Origin of the sequence: Pseudovibrio sp. Ad37 (genome assembly GCF_001623075.1) — a bacterium.
Taxonomy (GTDB): Bacteria; Pseudomonadota; Alphaproteobacteria; order Rhizobiales; family Stappiaceae; genus Pseudovibrio.
Genome location: NZ_LMCF01000215.1, coordinates 37,750 through 63,550 on the forward strand (window position 1 = coordinate 37,750; position 25,801 = coordinate 63,550).

A 25,801-nucleotide genomic window follows, 5' to 3' on the forward strand; every position below is an offset into this window, starting at 1 on the left:
CGAGAAAAACTGTCTTTTTAACCAGAACCAATTTAATGTCGGCGGCAAATTTTTGTTCCATGGAGCTTGGCGAAAAAATGGCCGGTAAAGTCGTACCCCACTTTCACAACACCAATGGCGTTGACGCCATTAAAATCGGCGCCAAAGAATTTATGTGCATTGGCGCACGCCCCCCACAGGACCACCCACACGTATTCCTCGACATGGGTGCTGATGACAACATAATCTGCCCATACTGCTCAACGCTTTACCACTACGATGCTGCACTCGGTTCTGCAGAATCTAATCCGGCTGACTGCGCCTGGGCACCTGATGCGGCCTAACAACCGTGTCATCTGATCGATAAAACGAATAAACCGTAATCACATTGCTTTGCCTAATACCGATAACCTCAGGCAAAGCACGGCAGGCAAGCTGCGTAATGATACCAAAAAATATTGCTATCGCAGGAGCCGGGATCGCCGGACTTACAGCTGCGTTATACCTTGCCCGTAAGGGCCATAGTGTTTTCCTGTTCGACGCTGCCCCAGAGCTTTCCGAAGTCGGCGCGGGAATTCAGCTATCTCCCAATGCAATGAGATGCTTGCAGGCTCTTGGCTTAGGCCCTGCACTCATGTCCAGAGCCGTCTCTCCGGCCAGCGTCAATATACGCTCCGGCCAGGATGGGTCTCAACTTGCAACCGTTCCGCTTGGCCGCATTGCTGAAGACCGCTATGGCGCGCCATACTATGTGATCCACCGGGCAGATCTGCAACAGCTGTTATTGGAAGCTGTCCAGAACACACCGGAAGTCACTCTGCGGCTGGATACTAAGGTAGAATCCGCCGAAATCAACGGTAACACTGTCACGCTCAAGGGAGCGGCTTTCTCAGAAGCTCTTGCAGGTATACCGGATCAGTTTGACCTGCTTATCGGCGCCGACGGTGTCCGTTCAAGCATCCGCCAGACCACATTGGGTGGCGCACCTGCCAAACACACCGGTTTCGTAGCCTACAGAGCAACAGCAGAGCCGCCGTTCAATCTGGAACCTCTCCTAAGCACCTCGGGCCTGTGGCTCGCTCGTGACGCTCATCTGGTTCAGTATCCAGTAAAGAATGGCAAGCTGCTCAACATCGTCGCCATCACGAGGGAAGACTGGGAAGAAGACAGCTGGTCCCATCCGGTTGGCAGTGATCATGTCCGCAAGCACTTTCGCAACTGGGCTCCAGAGGCCTTGCGTCTGGTCTACCTGCCGGAAACATGGACCCGATGGTCATTGTGCGAGGTCGACACCCGCCCTGCATGGACACAGGGCCCTGTGACACTTATCGGCGACGCCGCCCACGCGATCCTGCCATTTTCAGCTCAAGGCGCTGCAATGGCAATCGAAGATGCTGCAGTCCTGTCCAAAATGGTCGACAAACACGGCGCAACACCGCAGGCCCTGCAAGCCTATGAGACTGCCCGCCGTCCACGCATTGAGAAAATGAGCAAGCTCGTTAAGTGGAATGACTGGGTCTACCATATGGGCTTCCCTCTTCGTATTGCACGAGATCTCGTCATGCGGTCCAACACCCCAAGTCAGCTTCTTGATCGGTTTAACTGGATCTATGAATGGACGCCGGAAGACCATACCGACTAAAAACTGATACATGTTCCCGAAAAGTGGGTCCGGTTTTCGGGTAAGAATGCGCATAAGAATAAGCAGCTATAGCTTGGCGCGTGAATGCAGATGAACGCGGCACGCTTTGGCTGTCAAAGCCACCCATATTTCAGGAATACAGAAAGCCATGACCAATAAGATCATCACAGCGGGATATGTCGTTATTGGCGATGAAATCCTGTCTGGCCGCACCAAAGATAAAAACATCGGCTTTCTGGCAAGCTATCTCACGGATATCGGCATCGACCTGTCTGAAGTGCGTGTCGTGCCTGACGTGGAAGAAAAGATCGTCGAAGCCGTCAACGCTCTACGCGCAGAATACACCTACGTGTTCACATCCGGCGGGATCGGCCCGACACACGATGACATCACAGCAGATGCCATCGCAAAGGCTTTCGGTGTCTCAATTGATCTGGACCCACGCGCTTACAAGCTTCTGGAAGATCACTACGGCGCTGAGAACTTTACCCCTGCCCGCAAGCGCATGGCCCGTCTTCCTGAGGGAGCCGACCTGATTGAAAACAAGGTGTCCATCGCACCCGGTTTCAGAATGGAAAACGTGCACGTCATGGCAGGCGTACCAGCCATCATGCAATCCATGGTCGATGCCATCGCACCAACGCTGAAAACCAGTCAAAAGATGCTTTCTGTGACTATTGAAGCCACTCTTCCTGAGAGTCGCATTGCCACAGACCTAGGGGAAATCCAGAAAAACTTCCCCGAAACCTCAATTGGCTCCTATCCGCAGTCAAAAGATGGAGTATTTTCCACACAGGTTGTTGTGCGATCTAGGTCAAATGATGTACTGGAACAGGCCAGTGAAGCCGTCCGAGCAGCCGTAGAAGCTGCAAAGACAAAATTTCTTTGAAAGAAGACACATGGATAATCAGCAGCAATCCAAAGCATTCCCGGTCTCTTGGGACCAATTCCACCGCGATTGCCGTGCCCTCTCTTGGCGCCTCGCCGACAAAGGCGAATTTACAGCGATTGTAGCCATCACACGTGGTGGTCTTGTTCCAGCTGGCATTATTGCGCGCGAATTGGGTGTTCGCACCATCGAAACAGTTTGCATTGCATCTTACCACGACTACGACGATCAGGGCGAGTTGAAGGTCATCAAGCCAATCGACCCGAAAGTGGTCGGCTCTGAAGGCGGTGAAGGCATTCTCATCATCGACGATCTGGTCGACACCGGTAAGACTGCAAAAGTTGTTCGCGAAATGCTGCCAAAAGCACACTTTGCAACCGTCTACGCCAAGCCAATGGGCCGCGATCTGGCTGATACCATTGTGACTGAAGTCTCTCAGGATACCTGGGTGTACTTCCCATGGGATCTGGGCATGCAGTTCCAGCCGCCAATCTCTAAAGATACCGCAGGCTAATCAGCCCGCCGGAATTCTGCATAAGAGTTTCAAAAGCCTCGGCCTCACCGCCGGGGCTTTTTCCGTTCATAAGCCGGTAATGATTCAACCTTCACGAATGCATTTTGGCAGCACTAGACGAAGCGATGAATAACATCGGACTAGCGGCTATCTTAGACAATCTTATCCCCCTTGCTCAAATGTGCCCTCATACTAACTCTATGCCCACGTGACGGGCTGCTGGCGGACCGTCCGTCAGCGTGTCGTGGGCTGGGTGGGGCTTTTGAGAGAGGTAACGCATCTTTCAAAGGTCCGGTGGAACCGATTTTCAGACGTGACTGCATGGTCTGAGAGGAAGGGCCCAAGCTTGAGGGGCATCACGCAGTGGCATTTACTGGTCAGAGCAATAAATGTCAGGGACAGCGGACCTGTTTAGGCCGGGAAACTTGCCAAAGCAAAGCTGTTGTCTTTCCAGGAAACTGGCTATCGTGTCTTTCAGGATAAGAGGCGATGTTGTCCATATCAAAATGCCCGGGCAAGGCGCGTAGCCAATGCCAAAGACTCATTTCTAACAAGTAGCGCAGGCGTTGCCTGCCGCCTTGCTCATCCCGACCTTCGGGAACTCTGGTCCAACACTGCATAGGAGGCTATGCGGTGCTTATCGTGCAGGTGTACACGCATCATCAGATACCATGCTATTCGTTAGGCTCTCGCTTGCCTTAACACCGCACCTCGATGACCCGATCAGCAATGATCTCATCAGTATCCAGCCGGCATCCAATCGCGTAGACTTCAACACCTGCCTTTACAGCCGCATCAAAAGCCTCACCATATTTCGGGTCAATATCACGGGCCAAAACAAGCGCATCGCAATCATCACGCTGGATCAGAAACACCATAGCAGAACGATGGCCTTCCCGGACCATATCAGCAAGCTCATCCAGATGCTTTGCCCCACGCACGGTGACAGCATCAGGAAACTCTGCGACACCATTTTCGCGGGCCAGCGTAACGTTCTTCACCTCAACATAGGTGCGCTTGTCGCCCTCACCTTCCAGCAGAATATCGATACGGGAGTTCTTGCCGTACTTCACTTCACGGCGCAGCTTCTCATAACCGACAAGCTCAGGAATACGCCCTGCTTCAATCGCCTCTTCGACCAGGCCATTCGGACGGCTGGTATTGATACCCACCATCGCACCGTCAATCTCGAGCATTTCCCAGGAGTATTTCAACTTGCGTTTCGGATCATTATTAGGCGTCAACCAGACCTTAATGCCCGGATCTTTCAAGCCCATCATGGAGCCCGAGTTGGCACAGTGCGCTGTGATTTCAGCACCGCCATCATCGAGGGTAACATCAGCCAGAAACCGTTTGTAACGCTTAATCAGCCGGCCAGTGACCAGCGGTACATCAAATCGCATAGCGACCTTCCAAATTACTCAGATTATTTGGACCAGAAATCAGGATCCAGAAGAATAAGAACCGTGAACAGTTCCAGACGCCCCAGCAACATCGCGGCGCACAAGATCCATTTCACCGGATCAGGCAGCGCCGCAAAGTTGCCAGATGGCCCGATCATGGTGCCAAGGCCCGGGCCAACGTTACCAACGGATGTCGCGGCGGCAGACACAGCGGTCACCAGATCCAGATGGAACAGGGACAGGATCAACGTCAGAATACCAACTGTACCGATGTAAACCACAAGGAACGCAAGAACGGAGAACGTCAGTTCTGGTGTCAGGTGCGTGTTACCATAGCTCACAGAGATCACGCGGTTAGGCCGCACCATCCGCCGCATATGCGCAATCACGGTTCCGAAGAACACAAGAAAACGGAAGACCTTGATGCCGCCCGTTGTCGAGCCTGTACAGCCACCAACAAACTTGAGCAGGAACGCAAGACCGATCACCGGAGCTCCCCAAGCGGTGTAATCCCCCATGGCATAGCCAGTACCCGTCACCACAGAAATCACGTTAAACGCGGATTGCAGGATCGCACTACCAAAACTATCTGCATTGCCAGAAGTGCCGAGATAAATCGTCAGAGCAAGAGAAATCAAACCCACAAGCCACAGAAACGCACGTACCTGCGGATCCCGCCACAGCAACATCGGCTGACCGCGTAGCCCCTGAATGATCAACACGAACGGCAGCGCGCCCACAATCATGAAAACAACTGCAATCCAGCCAGTCACCGGATTGGTGAAGTACCCAAAGGAATTGTCATGCGTAGAGTAACCACCCGTCGCAATTGTTGTGAGACCATGGTTGAACGCATCAAACATCGTCATGCCGGAGAACCAGTAAAGCACAATGCAAAGACTGGTCAGAAGCAGATACGTCAAACTGATCAGGCGGATCAATTCAATGGAACGGCTGACAATCTTTTCGCTTTGATCGGAGCTTTCTGTCTGAAACAGCTGCATTCCACCAATGCGCAGAAACGGTAAAAGCACGATCGCCATAACAACGATGCCAACACCGCCCATCCACTGCATCAACGAACGCCACACAAGCAGCCCCGGCGGAAGTGAATCAAGACCCGTCAGCACAGTAGAGCCGGTGGTGGTGAATCCCGACACTGCCTCAAACGCAGCATCGACATACGCAATACCCAGCCACAAAAACGGCAGAGCTCCAAACGCGGGCAACGAGACCCAGCATAAAGTTGTCAGGATAAAGGTCTGGCGCGTATCCAACCCGTCACGCAGCGCACCACCCATGGCCACGATAAGCAACATGCCAACCAGACCGGTAATTAACGCTGAAATAATAAAGGCTTGCCAGTCAGCATTACGCGACACAACATCCACAAATGCAGGGACGAGCATGGCAGCAGCGAGGCCGACATAAAGGTACCCAAGCACACTTAAAACCGGTCGTATGGAAACCAACATCAATCCGCCGATATAAAATCCAATTTAACCCGCCCGCTAGTCACATGTTGTCCCTTAACGGACGAGATTGGAACGGTATGCTCTCAAACATTTATGAAGCATTGGTTTTAGGCCACTTAGTGATATCTGGCAATTGAATTAATCGGGCAACTACCTATTCACACAACAAGAATGAAACCGAACAGCCCAAACATGCTCAATGCACGAAATCCCTAGTCTTTCAGGGACGTAGCGTCAACGCCAGAATTGAGGGTTAAACAACACCAGCACCGTAAAAAGTTCCAATCTCCCCAGCAACATTGCCGCAGAAAGCACAATCTTCGCACTATTGGGGATGTCGGCAAAGTTTCCGATAGGGCCAACAACATCACCAAGTCCTGGGCCGACATTAGAAACCGCAGTCGTCGCTGCGCTCATAGCAGTCACTAGATCCAGACCAAGTCCACCAAGAATGACAGTAATCAGCCCCACAGTGGCCATATAGACCACTAAAAACGCAAGAACCGAAAACGCCAGTTCAGGTGTGATCTTTGTATCGCCATACCGGACAGGAACCACCTGATCAGGCCGGATCATCTTATTCATGTACGCACGAACAGTGCCAAAGAACACGATAAACCGGAAAATCTTGATGCCACCACTGGTCGAGCCTGTACAGCCACCAATAAACGTCAGCATCAGGAAGAAGCCCATCATCGGCGGGCCCCACGCCGTGTAATCACCAAGTCCATAGCCCGTTGTGGTGATGATTGAAATCACCACAAACAGCGCTTCAACCACAGCACGGCCAAACGTGAACTTGTTCTCAATACCGAGATACAGAGCAGTCAAACTGGAGAGGACAATGATAAGTAAAATAAAGACCCGCGCCTGAGGGTCCTGCAGAAGTGCTTTCGGATTCTTGGTCAAGGATTTGATCAGTACAACGAACGGCAAACCCGAAGCCAGCATAAAGACCACAGCCACCCATTCCGCGGCTGTACTCTCAAAATATGCAAAGGATGCATCGTGGGTGGAAAATCCACCAGAGGACAACGTCGTCATTGCATGGTTCACCGCATCAAACAACGACATGCCAGAAAACACATAAAGGATCATGCAGGTCAGCGTCAGCATGATGTAGACGCCACCAATCAAGCGCGTCAGATCCGTCGCACGGGCAACAATCTTCTCTCCGCGATCAGAACTTTCTGTCCGAAACAGCTGCATCCCGCCAATACGCAACAAAGGCATGAGCAAGATCGCCATAACGATGATGCCTACACCGCCGATCCACTGGGTCAATGAACGCCAGAACAACAAACCCGGAGGCATTCCATCCAGACCAATCAGAACCGTGGAACCTGTGGTCGTAAACCCAGACACGCTCTCAAAAAAAGCGTTCTCGAAACCGATCCCAAGGCTGAGAAAGGGCAGAGCGCCACAGACTGGCATCACAATCCAGGACGCTGTTGTCAACAAAAACGCCTGACGAATGGTGAGATGCTCAAGTTTGTAATTAGCAGTAGAAACAGCAAGCAGCAGGCCAAGCAAACCAACAAACAGAGAAGAGAGTGCAAACGCAATCCAGTCGGGATTGCTGAAGTAAATGTCCAGCAATGCAGGCGCCAGCATCAAAATGGCCAGCCCAACCAGAAAATATCCAAGCACCCGTAATACGGGACCCACCAGTGCCATAATATCTCTCATTTCAAGATGGGCTTCGCCTCTGGCGAGTGCACCAACACGCTTTAATCTCAAATCCTACAGAAACTCGGTTAAACTTCTCAGCAAACAGACATAACAAATCGGTCCGATGATTTTTGAGGTTACTGGGAAGTGAAAATTTGAAGGCTCATGACGAGCCCGCAGATAAGTTCGGCAGGATGGATCGCCTATCTACGCCAAAAGTAGAGGTCAGCCAAGTTTTTTCTTATCCGGAATGTTCTCACTTCGGCAAAGTGCTTAGCCATCGCGGTACAATTTCACCGAGCGTATAGCCAACTTTGTGTCTGCAAAGTCCAACTTAAATTCGGAAAAACACTTGTATTACAAGTTCCCACAGCGCTGCGACAATACTACCTATAAGTCATTCTACCGCGACAGGATGTGATCCTCAGATCACGTTTTTCATTAGCCTTAACACCCGTTCAAAGTGAATTAATTTCATTATACTGTTGTTTTAAATAAGACATTGCAACCTGAAATTTTACAGCACCTAAAAACAAGTCAAATCAACAAAATCAATTAGGTAGATCATATTGTCGCAGTTTTTCGCCTTATAGATTTCATCAATGACGCGATAGACTCATACGATTTTATTTAAGCTGCGTCCTTCTGCAAGTTCTCGCTGAACACCGTAAGCTTCCCTACGTCATTTTAGGTAGGGGCCTTTCGGAACTGAAGAACAGGGGAAGGGTATTCATGGTCTGAATTTGTGGTTTGCACGGTCTCTTGAAAAGACCTTGGAACCCGGAAGGAAAGTTACAGCGAGTTTGAAGCCGCTGACGCAGTTGCACTTTAACATCTCCCATTAAGCTGCAACTCAAAACCCGAAAATCCTGACGGTTCCAACTTCTCCCAGCAAACCAGAAATCAAGGCCATGACGTGAGATGCCTTCATCAGCTTCGCTCACCAAGCAAGCACCATGAAGCCACACTCTCCTTTCTCCCGTCAGTTTTATGGAGAATGGCTGTTATGCTTCAGCAGACAGACAAGCACGAAGAATCCTATAGCGAGGCACACAAGCCTGCGAGTGAGTTCGAACAACGGTCTGATTATCTGGACCACGAACTCCAGATCATGAAACCACGTCGTTGGAGTCTCAACCTGCCGGGCCGCGACTTCCGTTTTGAAATAGAAGATTTTGTTCCGGCAATTGCAGGAACAATCGGCATCTCTGTGATGTACTCTGCGGTTATGACTGCATGGGCAACTGGCCTCACAGCAAAATGGCCACACGTCAATCTTGGTGCAGAATGGATCATTGAAGTGGTCCGCGTTGAGATGCTCATCCCTGCCCTGCTCTTCTGCATCATCGGGTCTGGTTTCCTCAACCCACGCGCAAACCTTGCAGGCAACCATGGTCCAATGATCCCACTCATTGGCTCTATTGCTCTTGCAGGCGCGCACCCTCTAGCACTAGCAGCACTCGTCTGTGTCTTCGGCTTGCTCCTCAGCTACTTTAAAGGCGGCTCTCGTCTGGTAAACCTGACAAGCCAGGGCGTTGCTGGCGGCTTGCTCGTGTTCCTTGGCTTCATGGGGGCAAAGGGGCAAATCACATCCCTCTTCAGCTGGGCTGGCGGTCTGCAGGCCAAGCATGACCTTGCTTACAGCCTCTCTTACGTCGCTCTGGCAATCTTTGCAGTCAACATCGTGCTCTACGCCTTCCTCGCCAAGGTCGGTAAGCGCTGGCTCGCAATTCCAGCTTGCTCCGTCGTCGCGGTTGTTCTGGCTCTCGCACTCGGCGCAGGTGTTGACCTTCAGTTCACCACAGCTCCTGGTCTGCCAAACATGAACCCATGGTACTGGTGGGGGTCTACTGAGACTGGCTGGCAGCTTGGCATCCCTAGCTTCAACCACTTCGTTGCATCTCTGCCTTGGGCAATTCTGGCAGTTGCAATGTGGTCCCCGGATTTCCTCGGCCACCGTATCTTCCAGGAACTCAACTACCCAAAGAACACTGATAAAGTTCTGATGGATGTTGATGACACCATGACCGGCTGCTCCCTGCGTCAGTTCACCGGTACATTCTTCGGCGGTGGTAACATCACATCTTCCTGGGGCACATATATGATCCCGGCAGCGATCGCAAAGCGTCCGATCCCTGCTGGCGCAATCCTGCTTGGCGCACTGTGCATCGTTATCGCAACCATCGGCTACCCAATGGACGTAGCAGTATGGCAGCCAGTGATGTCCTGTGCTCTTCTGGTTGGCGTGTTCTTACCACTTCTGGAAGCTGGCCTGCAGATGGTGAAATCCAGCAACGACACCAATTCCGCTGGTATCTGTATATTCGCAGCCATCGTGACCAACCCTGTTCTGGCATGGGCAATCACCATGTTCCTCGACAACAATGGTCTCATTGGTGACAAGGAACGTGCGGAACGCCTGAGCTTTGCAGACCGCATCATCATTCCAGCAGGTGCAGTGATCATCTGTACTCTGGCAATGGCTGCAGTTGGCATGCTTCCAGGTATTCCAGCTCTCCTGTAAGCTGAACCGCACCACATTCCAAAAAGCGCATCGCCCAGCGGTGCGCTTTTTTCGTTTCTGCAAGCACTGCGACAATACGCACCTGAGTAAAACTTGACGTCAGTAACACACAGTACGGATGACAAACTCACACCCATCTGGCATATTCGTAAGCACCAAGCAGCGCTACTCATCTGATATTTCAAAATAAATCAGAGCGTGCAAAATTTTTCAATGCACCAGCCTCTGCTTTCGACCTTTCTCTTCCCTCCACAAACCCGCGCTGTAATAGATTACATCTATAACGCGATAGACGCTGGCGATTTCAACTCACCATGTGTTAGATGCAGACTCAACGTATGGATGCAGGCTTCCTCCCTCTCGCCTGCCTCCTAGGCGCATTCCCGAAATGGGGCTCGATTTTCGGAAAACAGAATGTAGTCGCAACAAAAGATCGAGGCAGTTTGCCGGGCGAGGCAATGCAAACTGCTTTGATTGCTCTAGGGGTTTGCTGATGTTTAAAATACCAAGCTTTATGCTGAAAGACGCGATCGTAGCCAAGCCGGGCTTCAATCGTTGGCTCGTTCCACCGACTTCCATTGCAATTCACCTCTGCATCGGTTCTGCCTATGCATGGAGTATCTACAATCCGGCACTTGTCAGAGAAATCGGCGGCATAGCACCAGCAGCTGAAGATTGGTCTCTCAGCTCTGTGGTCTGGATCTTCTCAGTCGCAATTCTATTTCTTGGCCTGTCTGCCGCTGTTGCAGGCAAATGGCTTGAGAAAGTTGGTCCACGCTGCGTTGGCACAACAGCTGCCTTCTGCTGGGGCGGTGGTTACATCATCGGCTCAATTGGCATCATGACGCACCAGCTCTGGCTGCTGTATCTGGGGTACGGTGTCATTGGTGGCTGTGGCCTCGGTCTTGGGTATGTTTCACCTGTCTCTACCCTGATCCGCTGGTATCCTGACCGCCGAGGTCTGGCAACCGGTATGGCCATTATGGGTTTTGGCGGCGGTGCAATCATCGCAGTTCCACTGAAAAGCTGGCTTCTGAACCTTTACGCCAAAGCGCCTGACTATCTTGGCCCACTCGCTGACGTGCAAACAACCGTAGAAAACGGCGTACGCTACGTACAGGTTGCAAGCCAAAAGCTGGAAGCCATCGTCGTAAGCGCATCTCAAGCAGAAGCAGCCTTTGACAGTGCCCAAGCAGGCGTATACCTCGCAGGCACAGGCAACACCGGCGCAGCATCAACCTTCCTCACACTGGGTATCGTCTACTTCTTCGTGATGATCCTGGCATCTTTCGCCTACCGCATTCCTGCACCAGGCTGGAAACCAGAAGGTTGGGAACCACCACAAGAAGATCCAGTCAAACAGGGTCTAATCACTCGCAACCACGTGCACATCGATACAGCTCTGCGTACACCGCAGTTCTACCAGCTCTGGATCGTGCTTTGCTTCAACGTGACAGCTGGGATCGGTGTGATCTCCGTTTCCAAAACCATGATCTACGAGATCTTCGGCAACAGCATGCCAACCATCGTGGATGGAGCCTTCACCGCAACCTACGTCTTGATGATCTCTGTCTTCAACGCCATGGGCCGCCTTGGTTGGTCCACTCTTTCTGACTATATTGGCCGCAAGAACACCTACACTGTATTCTTCGTGCTGGGCTCTTTTCTATACCTCTCCATTCCGTTCATCGCAGCTGAAGCAGGTGCTAGCCCCTCCGTGATGTGGCTGGTGATGTTCTACGCAGCCACCATGACCATCTTCACCATGTATGGCGGTGGCTTCGCTACAATTCCCGCCTATCTGGCAGATATCTTCGGCACCAAATTCGTCGGCGGTATCCATGGTCGCCTGCTCACCGCATGGTCTGCAGCAGGTGTAGCTGGTCCGTTCCTCATCACATTCCTGCGCGAACGGTCTGTAAACACCAAAATCCATGAGCTTGCAGAAAAGGTTGATCCAGCCGTATTCCTTCAGACCTTCGGTGAAGGCAAGGAGAAACTGGCTGAGCTCATCGCAGCAAAATCCATCTCTGTCTCAAGACTGATGGAAGTGGCTCCGGAAGGCACAGTTGATCCAACTCCGAGCCTCTACAACAACACAATGTATGTGATGGCTGGTTTGCTCGTCGCGGCACTCGTCTCCAACCTTCTCATGAAGCCAGTCCACCCGAAGTATCATATGGCTGAGGACGCACTGGGCGAAGGAGAAGCCACAACAACAAAACCGGCGGCATCTGGCAAACAAACATCTGCACCAATGCCTGCTGAATAAAAAGCAAACCCAAACAACTAAGCCCGCGAACATCGCGGGCTTTTTTTATGAGCAACTCGAAAGCAATGCTACTTTGCTAATCAGTCTGCTCTGGTATCAGCGGCTTCTTATACTGAGCGGCGCAATCTGCTAGGGATGTGATAATCGCAGGCTCCAGCTCACGCTTTGTCATCACCATACCAATACTGTGCGAAACAACTGGCTTAATCAGGGGTACGGAAACAATCCCTGCCCTAAGCGACAAGGCAGAAAACTCCGGCAAAATCGCGCAATACCCCGCACGGATAAACCCGCCAAGCGACGGGATTGTCTCTGCCTCGATCTCGGGGTCCAACTCAACACCGAGGAAGCGAAGCGTGCTATCTACCATCAACCGATTTTGCAAGTTCGGCGAAAGCGCCACCATCGCCCCGGCATTCACAGCCGTCTCCCATTCCACTGCGTCTATCCCTTGCAGGCGATGCCCCGCAGGCATGAACAGACGATAGTCTTCCTCATAAAGTGTGAAGCTGCTGTGCTTCTTTGCATCGCTGAATTGAGTGTACGTAATGCCCGCATCGATCTGATAATCCTCCAGAGCCTTATGGATTTCGTCATGGCTCATCAATTGGATCGTCGCATGTGCATGCGGGTGGCTCTTCTTCAAATCCAGAATAAGGGAGGCTGTCGCAACATCGGCAGACGGAATAACGCCGATATTGACTTTGCCAAACACCTCAGCACTCTTGCCCGCAACCTCGTTCCGCAAACTGTTGCAGTCCGCAAGCACCTTCTTCGCCCAGACAAGAATGCGCTCCCCTTCCACCGTAAGTCCATGAAACTTCTTGCCGCGCTCAATAATGGGAACGCCCAGCTCAATCTCCAACTGGCGAATTCGGCCCGACAACGTTGGCTGCGTCACATTACAAGCCGCGGCAGCACGCGTAAAATGCCGCTCTTGAGCCAGTGTAACGAGGTATTGTAACTGCCGAATATCCAAGGACGATCACCCTTCACACAACGCTTGATAGAAACGCCCTATAACACAATAGAGCAATCAGATCAGAATGGGCACGGACACTAGCATCTGTTTTCTCAAAGAAAAGCAAAACAAATACGCTGCGTACTTACGCCACAGGAATATCAGAGTGACCTTTTCACAGGGTTTCCAGTGCGAACCATGACTTGGCCACATTGCCTCTCTTATCTGCCACTCTCAGTTTCCAGTGATTTGCAATCGGACCTTCCATGGCAAAAATCATTTCGCGTCCACTCCTTTGGGCATTCGGCACAGCCTTTTTCGTTATGCTGGCAGTCTTCGCCACGTACTTACTCTTGCCCTATGATCTGCCCGGCTCCGCAAACCTCACAAAAGTTAAAGATGAGCGCCTGCCAGCCCTGCGCGCAGATCTGACCTTCAAAGGAATGACCTTGGGAAACCCCGTTTTCCTGCGTGTCTTTAAAGAAGAAAGCCGGCTGGAAGCATGGATCCGGTCTGGCAAAACCTATCAACCCTACAAATCATGGGAGATTTGCAAATACTCTGGTGATCTGGGGCCAAAGCTGAAAGAAGGTGACGGTCAGTCTCCTGAGGGCTTTTACAATGTGTCAGCTAGACAATTGAACCCGAACAGCAGATATCACCTCTCCTTCAATCTCGGTTTCCCGAACGCCTTTGACCAGTCACTGGACCGCACCGGTTCCTACCTGATGGTCCACGGCAACTGCCTCTCCATCGGCTGCTACGCCATGACCAACCAACATATCGAGGAAATTTACCTGCTCGTGGAAGCTGCCCTTCAGAACGGGCAAGGCACTGTCCCAGTCCACATCTTCCCCTTTGAGATGACAGAGGAAAACCTCAGCAAGCACGCCAACTCAAACTGGCTGAACTTCTGGCGCAACCTCAAACAGGGCTACGACCTCTTCGAAGAAAACCGCATACCACCAGCAGTCTCCGCTCAAGAAGGCGAATACCAGTTTACTATCTAAGTTTTTTGGGAAAGTAATTTGGTGCGGACGGCGGGACTCGAACCCGCAAGCCCAAGGGCGGCAGATTTTAAGTCTGCTGTGTATACCAATTCCACCACGACCGCTTGCAGGCACCTGAGTACACGAGCAAACCACTTTCGTGCAAGTGCCTCTTTTCCGTTATCCAAGAAGTTCCTGTGGCTTATCCCGGATTAAGCACCTCAAAAAATCGATAGACTCCCAATAGGAACCACGGAATACAACGGCTTCACAAAATGCGTGCGCAGTTAAGGATCTGACCTTCTTTTTTCTCTACACCTTTCAAAAATACCCGATATAAGTGGGGAAACACCAGATTACTCCCTAGAATGCCCCTAAAAAAATAGGAGAAGCTTCTACGGAGAAGCAGGGCTTGCGATCAAGCATAACGGCATTTTACAGTTCCTCATGATGTAATCTGCGTTCGTCCCTGCGCGAAACGGAACAAGGAAAAAACGGGAAAATGATCGACTACGTAGACGCTGCCAACGCGCCCCTGAAAAATACCGGCCAGATCAAGATCTACAGCCAGGAAGATTTTGAAGGTATGCGCAAAGCAAGCCAGATGACTGCACAGTGCCTCGACGCACTTGTGCCGCTGGTGCAACCGGGCGTCACAACGCAGGAAATTGACGACTTCGTTTTCAAGTTTGGTAAAGAGCGCGGCGGCGTTCCGGCAACACTGAACTATCGTGGCTTCAGCAAGTCCTGCTGCACGTCCATCAACCGCGTCATCTGTCACGGTATCCCTGATTCAAAAAAGAAGCTGAAAGAAGGTGACATCGTCAACATCGACGTCACCTACATCGTTGATGGCTGGCACGGCGACAGTTCCCGCATGTATCCCGTTGGCAAACTCAAGCCTGCAGCCAAGCGCCTCATCGAAGTCACTCACGAATCTTTGATGCGTGCTTTGGAAGCTGCTAAGCCGGGCAACACCACAGGTGATATTGGTCATGCGATCCAGGAATACGTAGAATCAGAGCGCTGTTCCGTTGTCCGTGATTTTTGCGGTCACGGCGTAGGCAAACTGTTCCACGACATGCCGAACATTTTGCATTACGGCCAGAAAGGTTCTGGTATCGAGCTCAAGCCGGGCATGATTTTCACAATTGAACCAATGGTAAATCTGGGACGACCAGATGTGAAAGTGCTGAAAGACGGCTGGACGGCTGAAACCAAAGACAAATCCCTGTCTGCTCAGTTTGAACATTCCATCGGCATCACCTCTACAGGCTGTGAAGTTTTTACAGAGTCACCAGCAGGCCTGTTCAACCCAATGGAACCGGAAGCCGGAGCCGCTGCTTAGCCGCACCAAGTAAGGAGGGGGAATGAAACAAACCAGTTTCGGGTTTCATGAGGTAACTCCCTCTCCTCAGGAGCAGGCACCCACCGTGCCTGCACTCCAGAGCCATATCCCTCTGGACGAACCGGCAACTCTCCCGGTTCCGCCCTCTGCTAAACAGAGTAAATCCCCTAAGCCAGCCGCCAAACACTATCACGGTCATCGTGCACGCTTGCGTGAACGGTTTGAGGAAACCGGCCTGGACGGCCTCCAGTCCTATGAATTGCTAGAGATGCTCCTCTTCTCCTCCATCAAACAGGGCGACACCAAACCACTGGCAAAAGCGCTGCTGGCTCAGTTCGGCTCCTTCGCGCAAGTTCTTGCAGCTCCAAGACAACGGCTGGAAGAGGTTCCCGGTTGTGGGCCACGCACAGCAAGTTTTATCAAAGAAATGCAGGCCGCATCCATTCTCTACGCTAAAGCACAGGTTGTAGAGCGCGACCCCCTCTCCTCCTGGAGCAAAGTTCTGGAATACGTTCGCGCAGCTATGGCGCACAACGACAAAGAAGAATTCCGCATCCTGTTTCTGGACAAAAAGAACCGCCTCATCGCAGATGAAGTCCAGCAGACCGGAACAGTTGACCACACGCCCGTTTATCCGCGCGAAGTTACAAAACGGGCATTGGAATTGTCAGCCTGCGCGGTCATTCTAGTCCACAACCACCCTTCTGGCGACCCAACACCATCCCGTCAAGATATTGAAATGACGACGAAAATCTCAAACACACTGGAACCACTAGGGATAGTGCTGCACGATCACATCATCATAGCCGGCTCAGGTCACGTCAGTTTCAGAGGCCTTCAACTCATCTAAGCTATCCCCAGCAGCAGAACTCCATTCACATAAATTTCCCAAGTGATCGATAAAACACGTCGGTTGTACAGGCTCACTCAAGCAAAATCTCCGAACATAAGCATGGGCAAGTGCGTTTGCGCATACAATCAAGAGTTTTAAAGGCAGCATGAGTAAATTGCCGATGGCGGGACAACCGAGTTCGAAAACTCCCATGACTTCAGCAGTGTTGGGCAGTACTTTCGGCAATACGATTACACGAGGCAAGAAAATCGGAGCCCGCATGATGGCTCTGTTGATCCTGTGTGTTGTAGCTGCAGCTTTGGCTGTTGGGTATCTGGCGTTCTACTGGTCAACCCAGCGTGCGCTCGACTTTGAGGTCGATAAAGAAGTTCGCCTCGTACAGAGCAACCTCAAAGTGTTCCGCAATGGGCTCGCAAATGAAGCAGAGCGCATCGCCATCTCAAACAAGGCATACGCTTCTGTTCTTTCAGAAGAAACCAACATCCTGCTGGATGAGGATCTGACACCGACCCCAAGCACACGGGGTGATCGCGATATCTTCGTCATCCTCAACAAGGATATGAAACCGCTTTACACCTACCGCCGCGATCTGCCATGGCACAGCGAAGTCTTTGAAGATCAGCTTCGCGGCCAGCTTGATGCCACACTGTCTGAGCTGGAAACACGGGCCAACACGAAGCAAACCCAGTTCCGTGTGCCAGAACCACTGCGCAGCCACGCCCCTCTGGCATTGAGCTTGCGCGATGTTGTTCTGGTTGATGGTGCAATCGGCCTCGCCACAGTTGCTGCAATCACTCCGTCAACAGCACCGCCAAAAGGTATGCCAACAGTTGCCGGTTATCTGCTTTGGGTACGATCACTGGACATCCGGTCCATCAGATCCTTTGAAGAATCAACTGGCTTGTCGGAAATGTTCATCACCACGAACAAACCAAAAGCCGACTTCCAGCGCGTATCCCTGCCATTGCTCCGCCGCAATGGTGAGATCATCGCCAACCTGAGCTGGAAAACCACCGCAGCCTCTGGCGCGATCTACACCAACTCATCACCGTATTTTCTGGGAACCATCATCGCTATCTTGCTGATGACGATTCTCATTCTGCTCCGCTACATCAAGATGACAGACCGCATCTTGCAAAATGAAGCAGATGCGACACATGCAGCACTCCATGACGCCTTGTGCGGGCTGCCCAACAGAACATGGTTCGAGATTTTTGCAGCTGACGTGCTGCGACGCGACCGACAAAAACAGCGTATTACTGGCATTGTATTTCTGGATCTGGACCATTTCAAACAGATCAACGACAGCTTGGGCCACTCCATCGGCGATGAAGTCATCAAACTCGTCGCCGAGCGCCTGAAAGTGTCGATCAACATGGAAGACCGGGTCGCGCGCGTCAGTGGAGATGAGTTCCTCATCGTACTGGCGCACCGCACCAGCATGGATGAGATCATCGAAACCTGCATGTACATCGAGAAGATGCTCTCGGATGCCTTCAAGGTTGAGAAACACAAGATCCTGACTACAGCCAGCATGGGCGTCGCGCTATCTCCTGAGCATGGACACGATCTGACAGCGCTTTTGCGCCGAGCAGATATTGCACTCTATCAGGCAAAGAAACTGGGCCGTGGCCGTTATGTGCTCTTTGAAAAGGAGATGGAGGACACTCTTCAGATCTCCCGCGAAATCGAAGAGGATATCAAACGCGCGCTCAATGCCAACGAATTCCAGAACTACTACCAGCCTATCATGGACAACACCGGCAAGAACATTCTGGCAGCCGAGGCCCTTATTCGCTGGAACCATCCGAAAAAAGGTCTTTTGCCACCAGCTGCATTTTTGCCGGTAGCTGAAGAATCCATGCTCATCAATCGCATTGGTGAGTGGGTGCTGGAGAACGCGATCAAGGATGGCTCAACGCTGAATGACGTCACCATGTGCGTGAACGTCTCTCCAACCCAGTTGCGGCATCCGGAATTCCCTGAGCTGGTCAACACATTGCTGGAAAAGTACCAGCTGGAACCTAACCGTCTGGAACTGGAAGTTACCGAAGACGTTCTCATCAACTACTCAGAAACAGTGGTTGAAGTCATCGAGCGCCTTCGTAATCTCGGCGTAAAAATTGCGCTGGATGATTTTGGAACTGGCTTCTCATCTCTCAGCTACCTGCGCCGCGATCTGTTCGACAAAATCAAGATCGATCGTTCCTTCATCAATGGTGCCGTGACTGATGCCAAAGCCAGAGAAATTTTGGCAAGCTCAATCACTCTTGGGCTTCGTCTTGGCATGGATGTGTGTGTTGAAGGCGTGGAAGAAGAAGAGCAGAAAGAACTGCTGCTCACCATGGATTGCCCAATGATGCAGGGTTATCTGTTCTCCCGCCCAATCCCACTTGGCAAGTTCCGTCTATGGCGTGATGACAGGGATGAAGAAGTGGAACAGAAGCCACGCAAAATCAGAGTGGGCGCAGCAGAATAATCTGCGCCCTTCGCGATCGGCTGTCATCTCAAACTAGTTTTCAGAAAAACTCTTCCAGAACGCAGCAAATGTCTCGCTGGTTTCCTGCTTGAAAGCAAAAGGCCGCTTGGCCGCTTCCTCCCAGCGCACACCGGAATTTTTCAGCACAGCAACACCCTGTTGCCCAAACTGCATCTTAAGCTGGTCAACAAGCCAGGCCTTCACCTGATCACGGCGTTGAACCGCAAGACCACCATTATCGTGCAGCACAGAGTGATGTCTGTCGCTGGCCTCAATCAGCTCACTAAGGCCTCTGTTGTCCATTGCACTCAGCATCAACACAGGAACCTTCCAGTCCCCTCGCTTCGCACTCAAGCTCATAGCACCTTCCACATCCGCACGAGCACGGCTGGCAACGTCCCCCATATCAGCCTTGGTCACGCAGATAATGTCCGGCAGCTCCATGATGCCCGCCTTCATGAATTGAAGACTGTCACCAGATCCCGGCTGAATACAAAGCACGCAGGTATCAGCCACAAGAGCCACATCTGCCTCAGATTGGCCAATACCAACACTCTCCACGATCACACGGTCCATCACAGCCCGCATCACGATCACCGCAGCAATTGCATGCTCGGAGAGCCCGCCAAGCCGGTCTCGCGCCGCCATGGAACGCACAAAAATCTTCTGATCTTCCGGATCTGTTGAAAGTCGTGTCCGGTCACCCAGCAACGATCCACCAGTCACCTGAGAAGAGGGATCAACCGCAATCACACCAACGCTTTTATCCGCGCTGCGGTATTCCGAAATCATTGCATTTGTCAGGGTGGATTTCCCAACGCCGGGAGGTCCGGTCAGCGCGATCACATGCGCGATTGGGTTTTGCAACGCCTCATCTAGCAAAGAGATCAACTGAGGATGCCCCTCATAACTCTCGATAGCACTGAGCAAACGTGCAAGAGCTGGCTTCCCGCCAGCTCTCAGGTCTTCCAGATTGACAGGAGCCGACCGAGGCCAGCTCCTCCCCTTTTTCACAAAGCCACTCACCCCTTGTTCCGCTGTGCCAGCACTGCCTGAGCAGCAGCAAGACGCGCAACAGGAACACGGAACGGAGAACAGGACACGTAGTTCAAACCAACAGTTTCGCAGAAGGCGATGGAGGCTGGATCACCCCCATGTTCTCCGCAAATACCAAGTTTGATATCAGCTTTCGTCTTACGGCCATTCGTGGCTGCAAGCTTCACCAACTGGCCAACGCCGTCCACATCCAATGAGACGAACGGATCTTTCTCCATCACCTTCCGTTCCTGGTACTTGCCCAGGAAGGACGCGGCATCATCACGAGAGATACCAAAGGTGGTTTGCGTCAGATCGTTGGTGCCAAAAGAGAAGAACTCGGCAGACGCAGCAATCTCTTCAGAAAGCAGCGCGGCCCGTGGCAACTCAATCATGGTGCCAACAGAGTACTCAGGCTTTTCGCCCAGCTCCTTGGCCACAACTGCCGCTGTACCGTCAATGCTCTCGCGAACAATATCCAGCTCGCTCTTCAAGCCAACCAGCGGCACCATAATTTCAGGTGCCACCTTGCGGCCATGACGCTTGGAAACATCCAGCGCAGCTTCAAAGATAGCCCGTGCCTGCATCTCTGCAATTTCCGGATAGGAAATCAGCAAACGGCAACCACGATTGCCGAGCATCGGATTGAACTCTTCCAGCTCTTCCGCACGCTCACGCAGCTCTTCCGGATCAATGTCCATCTGCTTGGCAACCTCAGCAATGTCCTCTTCCGTCTTAGGAAGGAATTCATGCAGTGGCGGATCAAGCAAACGAATGGTGACCGGACGATCAACCATCAGCTCAAAGATATCGATAAAGTCCTGACGCTGGATCGGAAGCAACTTCGCAAGCGCAGCTTTGCGTTCTTTCACCGTGTCAGACAAGATCATTTCACGCACCGCAAGGATACGTTCGCCTTCAAAGAACATGTGCTCGGTACGGCACAGGCCAATACCTTCAGCCCCAAAAGAAAGCGCAACTTTCACATCAGCAGGTGTTTCTGCATTGGTGCGAATGTTCATGCGGCGAATGTTATCAGCCCATTCCATCAGCTTTTTGAAATCACCGGAAAGCTCAGGCTCCTGCATTTGGACCTTGCCAGCAAGCACCTGGCCATTGCCGCCATCAATGGTGATTGTATCACCCTTGCCAAAGCTGCGACCGTCGACCGTCATGACCTCATTACGGGCGTCAACACGAATGGTTCCAGCGCCAGCAACACAAGGTTTACCCATACCGCGCGCAACAACAGCCGCGTGACTGGTCATTCCGCCACGTGTTGTCAAAATGCCTTCCGCAGCATGCATGCCGTGAATGTCTTCAGGGCTGGTCTCTGTACGAACCAGAATAACAGAGCGGCCATTGGCCTTTTCTGTTTCAGCATCGTCAGAGTTGAACACGATCGCACCGCAGGCAGCACCCGGAGAAGCTGGCAGACCAACAGTCAGCTCATCCCGTTCGCTGGCAGGATCAATGGTCGGGTGCAGCAGCTGGTCCAGAGAAGACGGTGCAATGCTCGCAACGGCTTCTTCTTTGGTAATCAGACCGCTCTCAGCCATATCAACCGCAATCTTCAGCGCAGCTTTCAGCGTCCGCTTGCCGTTACGGGTCTGAAGCATCCAAAGCTTGCCGTGCTCAACGGTAAACTCCAGATCCTGCATATCGCGGTAATGGGTCTCCAACCTGTCACAAACAGCCTGGAACTCCGCAAACACCTCAGGCATGGTCGCTTCAAGAGATGGTTTTTCGGAATGCGCCTCAATGCGGGCTTTCTCGGTGATATCCTGCGGCGTACGAATACCTGCAACAACATCTTCACCCTGCGCGTTGATGAGGAACTCACCATAAAGCGCGTTTTCACCAGTGGACGGGTTACGGGTAAAGGCAACACCAGTCGCAGAGTTTTCGCCTGTGTTACCAAACACCATCGCCTGCACGTTCACTGCAGTGCCCCAGTCCTCTGGGATTTCATGCAGGGCTCGGTAAGTTTTGGCCCGTGGGATCATCCAGCTCTTGAACACGGCGCCAACGGCACCCCAGAGCTGCTCTTCAGGATCCTCAGGGAAAGGACGACCAAGCTCTTCTTCAACCTTGTCCTTATAAGCCGCGACGATCTGTTTCCAGTCGTCGCCGGTCAGGTCAGTATCAAGGGAGTAGTCGTGCTCGTCCTTGAAATCTTCCAGAATTTCTTCGAAGTGATCGTGGTCTACGTCCAACACCACATCAGAGTACATCTGGATGAAACGACGATAGCTGTCATAAGCAAACCGGTCATCGTTTGCATCTTTGGCCAGCGCTTCAACAGTCCGGTCATTGAGACCCAGATTCAGAACCGTATCCATCATACCCGGCATGGAAACACGGGCACCGGAACGCACAGACAACAGCAGCGGTTTGGTCGTGCTGTTGAACTTACGCTCTGTCAGCTCTTCAACAGCCGCAATGGCAGCATGAACCTGCTCTTTGAGCTCGGAAGGATACTGCTGACCTTCATCATAATAGTGCGTGCAAACTTGCGTTGTAATGGTAAAGCCGGGAGGGACAGGCAATCCTAGTCTGCTCATCTCGGCAAGGTTTGCACCCTTACCGCCCAGCAGCTCCTTCATAGAAGCATCGCCCTCGGTTTTGTTTTCTCCAAAGATGTAGACCCACTTGGTCATAACACCCCCCTTTATTGAGTGAGACGACAACCAATCTCACTTGGAATTGCACCACTGCCCACTATCTGCAATGAACAGGGTCATTATAGCAAGAGACTCAGACCTCGACCTTAGTGTTATTGCGTAAATACTTCTGAATTCTTGAGAAATATCAATATACTTACTTATCCGCAGATACTTGAAAAAATGTAGGTTCAATTGAAAGAATGTTCGGATACACTTAACAACATGCGGTGAGTTATCCGGCTGCTATAAAAACGCCATTCTTCGCTACTAACAGATTGATGTAATATTGAGTCGCAATCGGCTCTCAATGAGAGACATATATGACCCTGACAAGCTATTTTGCGCTGTTCCGCTCCAATTCTGCTTCTGCTCAGAACAATGGCCGTATGACCTATCATTCTGTTAATAAAAACAGATTCTCAAAAAGGGCTTTAATGGCCTCAGCGCTGGCGCTTGTTATGGTGAGCTCGCCATTAGTTCCCGCTCAAAGCGCGAAGGCAAATTCCCAGTCCTTACCGGCTGCAAGCTCCCTGTCAGGAAGTTACCTGTCAGGCAGAAGCGCCCTTCTTGCTCAGGATCTGGCCGCCGCGTCCAACTATTTCACCTCAGCTCTGCAGGGTGATCCGGATAATTTTTATATTCTCGACCGCGCATTTGTCACATCACTGGCAAACGGTAACGTCGAAAAAGCGCTCCCTCTGGCAAACCGCATTCTGGAAGAAGACAACGAGCACTTCCTTGCACAGCTGGCCGTTGCCGCACAGCGCATTCATGAAGGTGACTTCACCACCGAACTGCCAGATGCCGTCACACAAAACGTCAACCCGCTGTCCCGTCTGAGCTTTGCTCTTGTTTCAGCCTGGGTCAAAGCAGGTCAGGGCAAAACAGATGAGGCCATCGCAGATCTGACAAGCACCACCGGCGCCAAGTGGTTTGACCTCTTCATCAATTTCAACGCGGGCCTGCTGGCTGAATACAACAACAACCCGCATCAGGCCGCCGAGTTTTATAAGGCAGCCTACGAGATTGACCGCGGCGCCCTGCGCAACGCCATTTCCTACACCCATATGCTCGCCGCCTCCGGCAGACAGCAAGAAGCGCTGGACATCGTTGCCGAATATGAGCAACTCATTCCAGAACATCCGCTTCTTGTCACACTGAGAGAGAAGATTGAGAGCGGCGAGGTTATTGAATCCGTTGCTAAATCACCAGCTGAAGGGCTGGCGGAAGCCCTGCACGGTCTCGGTATCGCAGTCAGCAAAGAGGGCGAAGAGCTCTCCGCAAATTACCTGCAGCTCGCCACCTACCTCAATCCGAAGAACGATTCAGCCCTGATTGGTCTGGCCTCTTTATTTGAGCAGCTTGGCGACAATGAACGCGCCATCGAATATCTGTCAGCGGTATCTGACGGTTCTCCAATGAAACGCGAAGCTGAAATCCAGATCGCGCTCCATTACAACATTCTGGACAATCTGGAAGAAGCCCGCGCACATCTGGAAAAGCTGGTGAAAGCAGACCCGAGTGATCTGGAAGCCATCACGTCTTTGGGCAACGTGTTGCGCGGTCATTCCCTCTTTGAAGAGGCTGAAACCTCTTACAATCAGGGCCTGGATACCCTCAGCGAAATTCAGGCAAATCACTGGACGATTCTGTATTTCCGCGGCATCACCCGCGAACGTCAGGACAAGTGGGACGCTGCTGAAGAAGACTTCCGCGAAGCTCTGACCCTCAAGCCTGAACAGCCAATGATCCTGAACTACCTCGGCTACTCCCTGGTAGATCGCGGTCTGAAGCTGGATGAAGCGCAGAAGATGATTGAGCGCGCTGTTCGCCTGCGTCCAACCGATGGATACATCGTCGACAGCCTCGGCTGGGTTTACTATCGCCTGGGCCGTTATGAAGAAGCCGCTGAAAAACTGGAACGCGCTGTCGCTCTGCGTCCGCATGATCCAATCATCAACGATCATTTGGGCGATGCGTACTGGCAAGTTGGTCGCAAACTGGAAGCCCGCTACAAGTGGAACCACGCCCGCGACCTTGAGCCGGAACCAGAAGACCTGAAACGCATTCTCGATAAGATCGAAAATGGCATGGAAGATGCCGTTCCGGTCGTCGCAAGCTCTGCAGACAACAAATAGCTCATAACACGATCATATTATGATGACTTTGGAAGATACAAAGGCAGCACGGGTTGAGGAATTAGCCCGTGCCAAGGTGAACCTTGCCCTCCACATCACGGGTCAACGGGAAGACGGCTACCACATGCTCGACAGCCTTGTGGTGTTCCCTGAAATCGGTGACCAGATCTCGGTTGAACCAGCCCCCGACCTTTCACTCCAGATCACTGGAGAGTTCTCTGCGAAGATACAGGGCGATCCTGCTGACAATCTGGTCATCAAAGCCGCAAACATGCTGGCAGAACATCTACCCTCCGCATCAGGAGTTCAGATAGAGCTCGAAAAATCGCTCCCCGTTGCAGCAGGCATCGGCGGCGGATCCGCAGATGCAGCCGCAATTCTGCGCGCGCTCACGAGGATCTGGGGCGTGTCTCCGTCTTCAACAGACCTTGCCGAACTTGCCCTGAGTCTCGGCGCTGATGTGCCTATGTGTCTGGAAGAAAAGCCTGCCCGCATTCGTGGCATAGGGGAGATCATAGAACCGCTGACAGATCTCCCATCCGGCGCGATCGTTCTGGTCAACCCATTGATTGAGGTTTCCACTCCAGCCATTTTCCACGCGCTGGAAAAGAAAAACAACGCCCCGCTGCCGGAAATGCCGGAAGAGTTCGAGAGTATGAAAGCCCTCGCCAACTGGCTCAAAACCTGCCGCAATGACCTACAAAAACCAGCTATCTCACAAGCACCAGAAATCTCTGAGGTCCTCGACCTGCTGGCCTCCCAGCCAGATACCCTCCTCGCCCGCATGTCCGGCTCCGGCGCCACCTGCTTTGCCCTTGTTGAAACCTTAGAAGCCGCCCAAGCCATAGCCTCTCACTTGCAGGAGGCACACATTGATTGGTGGGTTAAGGCGGCAAAGGTCTAAAACGCAGGTAACATCCGATGATTTTAACAACTTATGAGAGAGTTGACCTGTCTGCACAA

General features: G+C 52.0%; 18 protein-coding genes and 1 tRNA gene. 12 read left to right on the top strand and 7 right to left on the bottom strand.

Annotation, left to right across the window (positions count from 1 at the left end; all coding sequences use genetic code 11):
* Positions 1 to 77: 77 nt before the first annotated feature.
* The 4 genes from PsAD37_RS22430 to gpt all read left to right on the top strand — a co-directional run bounded on the left by PsAD37_RS22430 (position 78) and on the right by gpt (position 3,024).
* Entirely contained in the window at positions 78 to 323 is a 246-nt protein-coding gene (locus tag PsAD37_RS22430) for a zinc-finger domain-containing protein (RefSeq protein WP_063292823.1), read from the top strand.
* 98 nt (positions 324 to 421) lie between these two features.
* The gene (locus tag PsAD37_RS22435) at positions 422 to 1,621 is read left to right on the top strand and encodes an FAD-dependent oxidoreductase (protein WP_063297992.1); all 1,200 of its coding nucleotides are present in this window, start codon (positions 422 to 424) and stop codon (positions 1,619 to 1,621) included.
* 148 nt (positions 1,622 to 1,769) lie between these two features.
* Positions 1,770 to 2,510: a competence/damage-inducible protein A gene (locus PsAD37_RS22440; protein WP_063297993.1), complete on the top strand. Its 741-nt coding sequence runs from the start codon at positions 1,770 to 1,772 to the stop codon at positions 2,508 to 2,510.
* A 10-nt stretch (positions 2,511 to 2,520) separates the two neighbouring features.
* Entirely contained in the window at positions 2,521 to 3,024 is a 504-nt protein-coding gene (gene gpt, locus PsAD37_RS22445) for a xanthine phosphoribosyltransferase (protein ID WP_057462537.1), read from the top strand.
* Positions 3,025 to 3,722: 698 nt separating this feature from the next.
* Here the strand turns inward: gpt and sfsA are convergent.
* The 3 genes from sfsA to PsAD37_RS22460 all read right to left on the bottom strand — a co-directional run bounded on the left by sfsA (position 3,723) and on the right by PsAD37_RS22460 (position 7,552).
* Positions 3,723 to 4,427, bottom strand: coding sequence for a DNA/RNA nuclease SfsA (gene sfsA / locus PsAD37_RS22450; RefSeq protein ID WP_063297994.1), 705 nt, complete (start codon positions 4,425 to 4,427; stop codon positions 3,723 to 3,725).
* A gap of 23 nt (positions 4,428 to 4,450) precedes the next feature.
* Positions 4,451 to 5,902, bottom strand: a complete 1,452-nt coding sequence (locus tag PsAD37_RS22455) for a TrkH family potassium uptake protein (RefSeq protein WP_057462539.1) — start codon at positions 5,900 to 5,902, stop codon at positions 4,451 to 4,453.
* 234 nt (positions 5,903 to 6,136) lie between these two features.
* Positions 6,137 to 7,552 carry a TrkH family potassium uptake protein gene (locus PsAD37_RS22460; RefSeq protein WP_084403786.1) on the bottom strand — a complete coding sequence of 472 codons (1,416 nt, stop codon included), beginning with the start codon at positions 7,550 to 7,552 and terminating at the stop codon, positions 6,137 to 6,139.
* Between the two features lie 1,027 nt (positions 7,553 to 8,579).
* Here PsAD37_RS22460 and PsAD37_RS22465 point away from each other — a divergent pair.
* Both PsAD37_RS22465 and PsAD37_RS22470 read left to right on the top strand, forming a co-directional pair.
* The gene (locus PsAD37_RS22465; RefSeq protein ID WP_208992024.1) at positions 8,580 to 10,097 is read left to right on the top strand and encodes a DUF3360 family protein; all 1,518 of its coding nucleotides are present in this window, start codon (positions 8,580 to 8,582) and stop codon (positions 10,095 to 10,097) included.
* Between the two features lie 493 nt (positions 10,098 to 10,590).
* Complete coding sequence (locus PsAD37_RS22470) at positions 10,591 to 12,369, top strand: OFA family MFS transporter (RefSeq protein ID WP_063297997.1); 1,779 nt, start codon at positions 10,591 to 10,593, stop codon at positions 12,367 to 12,369.
* 76 nt (positions 12,370 to 12,445) lie between these two features.
* Here the strand turns inward: PsAD37_RS22470 and PsAD37_RS22475 are convergent, their stop codons facing one another.
* Complete coding sequence (locus tag PsAD37_RS22475; protein ID WP_063297998.1) at positions 12,446 to 13,348, bottom strand: LysR family transcriptional regulator; 903 nt, start codon at positions 13,346 to 13,348, stop codon at positions 12,446 to 12,448.
* Between the two features lie 248 nt (positions 13,349 to 13,596).
* On the opposite strand from PsAD37_RS22475, the gene PsAD37_RS22480 reads away from it, so the two are divergent.
* Positions 13,597 to 14,340, top strand: coding sequence for a murein L,D-transpeptidase family protein (locus tag PsAD37_RS22480; RefSeq protein ID WP_084408058.1), 744 nt, complete (start codon positions 13,597 to 13,599; stop codon positions 14,338 to 14,340).
* A 19-nt stretch (positions 14,341 to 14,359) separates the two neighbouring features.
* Here PsAD37_RS22480 and PsAD37_RS22485 read toward each other — a convergent pair.
* Positions 14,360 to 14,444: transfer RNA gene (locus tag PsAD37_RS22485), tRNA-Leu, on the bottom strand.
* 377 nt (positions 14,445 to 14,821) lie between these two features.
* Between PsAD37_RS22485 and map the strand changes: the two genes are divergently transcribed.
* From map to PsAD37_RS22500, 3 genes are all read left to right on the top strand, one after another.
* Positions 14,822 to 15,667 (top strand): type I methionyl aminopeptidase, encoded by an 846-nt coding sequence (gene map / locus PsAD37_RS22490; RefSeq protein ID WP_063297999.1) that lies wholly within the window; start codon positions 14,822 to 14,824, stop codon positions 15,665 to 15,667.
* Between the two features lie 22 nt (positions 15,668 to 15,689).
* Positions 15,690 to 16,517 (top strand): DNA repair protein RadC, encoded by an 828-nt coding sequence (gene radC, locus PsAD37_RS22495; protein ID WP_063298000.1) that lies wholly within the window; start codon positions 15,690 to 15,692, stop codon positions 16,515 to 16,517.
* Positions 16,518 to 16,710: 193 nt separating this feature from the next.
* Positions 16,711 to 18,999 (top strand): bifunctional diguanylate cyclase/phosphodiesterase, encoded by a 2,289-nt coding sequence (locus PsAD37_RS22500; protein ID WP_208980701.1) that lies wholly within the window; start codon positions 16,711 to 16,713, stop codon positions 18,997 to 18,999.
* A 33-nt stretch (positions 19,000 to 19,032) separates the two neighbouring features.
* On the opposite strand, the gene PsAD37_RS22505 is transcribed toward PsAD37_RS22500, so the two are convergent.
* Entirely contained in the window at positions 19,033 to 19,962 is a 930-nt protein-coding gene (locus PsAD37_RS22505) for an ArgK protein (protein WP_063298050.1), read from the bottom strand.
* Positions 19,963 to 20,021: 59 nt separating this feature from the next.
* Positions 20,022 to 22,694, bottom strand: coding sequence for a pyruvate, phosphate dikinase (gene ppdK / locus PsAD37_RS22510; protein ID WP_063298001.1), 2,673 nt, complete (start codon positions 22,692 to 22,694; stop codon positions 20,022 to 20,024).
* 326 nt (positions 22,695 to 23,020) lie between these two features.
* On the opposite strand from ppdK, the gene PsAD37_RS22515 reads away from it, so the two are divergent.
* A complete protein-coding gene (locus PsAD37_RS22515) occupies positions 23,021 to 24,838 on the top strand; it encodes a tetratricopeptide repeat protein (protein WP_063298002.1) in 1,818 nt (605 codons plus the stop codon).
* Positions 24,839 to 24,860: 22 nt separating this feature from the next.
* On the top strand, positions 24,861 to 25,742 hold the full coding sequence (locus PsAD37_RS22520) for a 4-(cytidine 5'-diphospho)-2-C-methyl-D-erythritol kinase (RefSeq protein ID WP_063298051.1): 882 nt from the start codon (positions 24,861 to 24,863) through the stop codon (positions 25,740 to 25,742).
* Positions 25,743 to 25,801 lie beyond the last annotated feature (59 nt).

Coding starts and splice junctions, on each gene's coding strand:
- PsAD37_RS22470 (WP_063297997.1), top strand. CDS start 10,591: ATGTTTAAAATACCAAGCTTTATGCTGAAAGACGCGATCGTAGCCAAG.
- PsAD37_RS22440 (WP_063297993.1), top strand. CDS start 1,770: ATGACCAATAAGATCATCACAGCGGGATATGTCGTTATTGGCGATGAA.
- PsAD37_RS22520 (WP_063298051.1), top strand. CDS start 24,861: ATGACTTTGGAAGATACAAAGGCAGCACGGGTTGAGGAATTAGCCCGT.
- PsAD37_RS22500 (WP_208980701.1), top strand. CDS start 16,711: ATGACTTCAGCAGTGTTGGGCAGTACTTTCGGCAATACGATTACACGA.
- radC (WP_063298000.1), top strand. CDS start 15,690: ATGAAACAAACCAGTTTCGGGTTTCATGAGGTAACTCCCTCTCCTCAG.
- PsAD37_RS22480 (WP_084408058.1), top strand. CDS start 13,597: ATGGCAAAAATCATTTCGCGTCCACTCCTTTGGGCATTCGGCACAGCC.
- PsAD37_RS22455 (WP_057462539.1), bottom strand. CDS start 5,902: ATGTTGGTTTCCATACGACCGGTTTTAAGTGTGCTTGGGTACCTTTAT.
- gpt (WP_057462537.1), top strand. CDS start 2,521: ATGGATAATCAGCAGCAATCCAAAGCATTCCCGGTCTCTTGGGACCAA.
- PsAD37_RS22435 (WP_063297992.1), top strand. CDS start 422: ATGATACCAAAAAATATTGCTATCGCAGGAGCCGGGATCGCCGGACTT.
- PsAD37_RS22515 (WP_063298002.1), top strand. CDS start 23,021: ATGACCCTGACAAGCTATTTTGCGCTGTTCCGCTCCAATTCTGCTTCT.
- sfsA (WP_063297994.1), bottom strand. CDS start 4,427: ATGCGATTTGATGTACCGCTGGTCACTGGCCGGCTGATTAAGCGTTAC.
- PsAD37_RS22430 (WP_063292823.1), top strand. CDS start 78: ATGGCCGGTAAAGTCGTACCCCACTTTCACAACACCAATGGCGTTGAC.
- map (WP_063297999.1), top strand. CDS start 14,822: ATGATCGACTACGTAGACGCTGCCAACGCGCCCCTGAAAAATACCGGC.
- ppdK (WP_063298001.1), bottom strand. CDS start 22,694: ATGACCAAGTGGGTCTACATCTTTGGAGAAAACAAAACCGAGGGCGAT.
- PsAD37_RS22465 (WP_208992024.1), top strand. CDS start 8,580: ATGCTTCAGCAGACAGACAAGCACGAAGAATCCTATAGCGAGGCACAC.